The sequence below is a fragment of the Steroidobacter sp. genome, from assembly GCF_016790065.1.
In the GTDB taxonomy this organism is placed as follows: Bacteria; Pseudomonadota; Gammaproteobacteria; order Steroidobacterales; family Steroidobacteraceae; genus Steroidobacter.
The window spans coordinates 1-2,797 of sequence record NZ_JAEUPY010000280.1 but is presented as its reverse complement, the minus strand read 5'-3'; the positions used below and the strand labels follow the sequence as shown (position 1 = coordinate 2,797).

The window sequence follows — 2,797 nt, the reverse complement described above, 5'->3', positions numbered from 1 at the left end:
ATCCGGACACGAACCGCGGCCGCCCACTATTGACGCGAAGCCAACCGCAGGCCGCGCGTGTCCTGTGTTGGATGGAGCCCCGTCCACGCGAGCCAGCTCAGCGGGAGCAGAATCATGGAGTAGACGAGCCACTGTCCATAGCGACCCTCGGGGCCATACGGTTCGGTGACCAGGTGCCAATAGCCATTGTTGATCGGTAGCACGCCCGACTCGGTGAGCTCATGAAATCCGTAGACCAGCAGCTGTACCACGAACACCAGCAGGAAGATCGCAGTCACCTGAAGGAATCGCGCAATGTTGATGCGATGACTGAATCTCGCCCAGAGCATCGCCAGCACCGAAGCCGCCAGCAGCCCCAAGATCCCGCCAATGAAGAAGGGACGGGTTGCTGACTGCACATACGTGGCCGACAGCAGTAGCGCCGCCTCCATACCCTCGCGGGCGATCATCAGTACGGTAAATGCGAACACGCCTAGGAACGCCCAGGCGCCTTTGCGCTGCGCCAACTGCGCGATCTGGCCCTCGATGTCCTGCTTCATGAACTTCGATGTGCGTAGCACTTGCACCGTGAAGGTTCCCACCAACACCGCGGTAAACAAGGCGAGCACGCCTTCCCACAAAGGTTGGTTGTCTGCCTGCGCGAACAGGAGTGAGGCCAGGTAGCTGGTCACGAGAGCGACGCCGACACCGAGGTGAACGGCTCGACCGAGCGCCGCGCGGCCGGTCTTGCGCAAGTAGGAAAGTGTGATGGCAACGATCAGGAACGCTTCGATCCCTTCACGTAGCGTGATCATGAATGCGTTGAACATGAGACATCCACCTCCTTAAGGGGCTGCGTCGGTCGCGCTAGTGCGCTCGGACATCGACAGAAATAAAAATCATTCTCACGAACAAGACAAAAAAAAGCGGTGCGTGTCAGCACCGCTGAAATACCAGCGCGGCGTTGGTGCCGCCGAATCCGAAACTGTTAGACATCACGGTGTCGATGCGACCTTCCTGAGTGGTTTGCACGATGGGATAGCGTGCGCAGGCCGCATCCAACCGTTCGATATTGGCCGAGCCCGCGATGAATCCATCTCGCATCATCAACAGGCAGTAGATCGCTTCATGGACGCCCGCTGCGCCCAGCGAATGTCCCGAGAGCGACTTCGTCGATGAAATGAGCGGCATGTGGGTGCCGAACACCTTGTGCACCGATTCGAGCTCGAGCACATCGCCCAGCGGCGTCGAGGTGCCATGCGTATTGATGTATTCGATGGGGCGGGAGACGTGGGCCAGCGCCTGGCGCATGCAACGCACGGCGCCTTCTCCCGATGGCTGGACCATATCCGCGCCGTCAGCCGTGACGCCATAGCCGACCAGTTCTGCGTAGATGCGGGCGCCTCGTGCCTGTGCGTGCTCCAGAGATTCGAGCACGAGCATGCCGCCGCCGCTGGCGATGACGAATCCGTCGCGCTCGTCATCGTAGGGGCGGGATGCGCGCTCGGGCGAGCTGTTACGCGATGATGAGAGTGCACCCATAGCATCGAACAAGCCTGTGAGCGCCCAATGCTCCTCTTCGCCACCCCCACAGAACATGACATCCTGCGTACCCCAGCGGATTTGCTCGGCGGCCGCGCCGATACAATGCGCGCTGGTCGCGCATGCCGAGGTGATCGAGTAACTCACCCCTTTGATGCGGAAGGCCGTCGCGAGGCAAGCCGCGACCGTGCTGCACATCGTGCGCGGAACGCGTGTCGCGCCCACCTTTCGCACGCCGCGCTGACGCAGAACATCAGCCGCCTCGACCACGTTCGCAGGGGATCCGCCGCCGGTTCCAGCGATGAGGCCGGTGCGCACGTTGCTGACGTCAGTCTCTTGCAGGCCGCTATCAGCGATCGCTTGGGCCAGTGAAACGGCGGCGAAAGCAGCCGCATCGCCCATGAATCTCAGGTCGCGCCGGTCAACCCGCGCATCCAGGTCGATCTGTGGGGTGCCTGCGATCTGGCTACGCAAGCCGACCTGCGCATAGTCTGGCTTGGCACGAATGCCGGATTTGCCTTCGGCGAGTGCCCGGCTGACGGCATCGAGATCATTGCCCAAGCAAGAAACGATGCCCATGCCAGTGACGACTACGCGACGCATCAGGCGACTCCAGCCACGGCTGTTTCCGCCGTCGCGCCTCTGCGCATGACTTTGTCGTTGAACAGCCCGACGCGCAGGCCCTGCGCGCTATAGATCTTTTCGCCGTCGGCGCTGAGCGAGCCATCGCCGGTCACCATGATGAGCTTTCGCGCAATGATGCGTTTGATGTCGATCTGATACGTGACGCGTCGTACGTCCGGCAACACCTGCCCGAAGAAGCGGACTTCGTCTACGCCGAGCGCTCGGCCCATGCCTCGATGACCTTCCCAGGCGAGATAAAAGCCGATGAGTTGCCACATCGCGTCGAGGCCCAGGCACCCTGGCATCACGGGATCGCCGCGGAAGTGACAATCGAAAAACCAAAGCGATGGATCGATGTCCAGCTCGGCTCGGACTTCGCCCTGACCGTAGGCGCCGCCTTGCTGCGCGATCCAAGTGATGCGATCGACCATCCGCATCGGCCCGACGGGCAGCCGTGGCGTGTTCGGACCGAATAGGTTGCCTTCGCCGCAGGCGATGAGCTCTTCACGCTGGAACGAGGACTGACGTGGCGGTACGGCAGTGCCGTCGCAGCCGCACCCGCAGCCGCAGGGAGGTTGGTAATGCATGGCTGCATTAAAGCTCGTGCCCAATGCCGGCGTCTTGACCTCGATCAAGCGAAGTATCGAAAGAA

3 protein-coding genes are annotated in these 2,797 nt (G+C 61.7%); all 3 read right to left on the bottom strand.

The window, feature by feature from the left end; genetic code table 11:
• Positions 1-26: 26 nt before the first annotated feature.
• Positions 27-809, bottom strand: coding sequence for an FTR1 family iron permease (locus JNL55_RS12060; RefSeq protein WP_293853116.1), 783 nt, complete (start codon positions 807-809; stop codon positions 27-29).
• Between the two features lie 106 nt (positions 810-915).
• Entirely contained in the window at positions 916-2,124 is a 1,209-nt protein-coding gene (fabB, locus tag JNL55_RS12055; protein ID WP_293853113.1) for a beta-ketoacyl-ACP synthase I, read from the bottom strand.
• Positions 2,124-2,732: a bifunctional 3-hydroxydecanoyl-ACP dehydratase/trans-2-decenoyl-ACP isomerase gene (gene fabA, locus JNL55_RS12050; protein ID WP_322111026.1), complete on the bottom strand. Its 609-nt coding sequence runs from the start codon at positions 2,730-2,732 to the stop codon at positions 2,124-2,126. The genes fabB and fabA overlap by 1 nt, the downstream gene beginning before the upstream one ends.
• Positions 2,733-2,797: the final 65 nt, after the last annotated feature.

Excerpts from the sequence above, each read along its gene's own strand:
- JNL55_RS12060 (WP_293853116.1), bottom strand. The coding sequence starts at position 809 with ATGTTCAACGCATTCATGATCACGCTACGTGAAGGGATCGAAGCGTTC.
- fabB (WP_293853113.1), bottom strand. The coding sequence starts at position 2,124 with ATGCGTCGCGTAGTCGTCACTGGCATGGGCATCGTTTCTTGCTTGGGC.
- fabA (WP_322111026.1), bottom strand. The coding sequence starts at position 2,732 with ATGCATTACCAACCTCCCTGCGGCTGCGGGTGCGGCTGCGACGGCACT.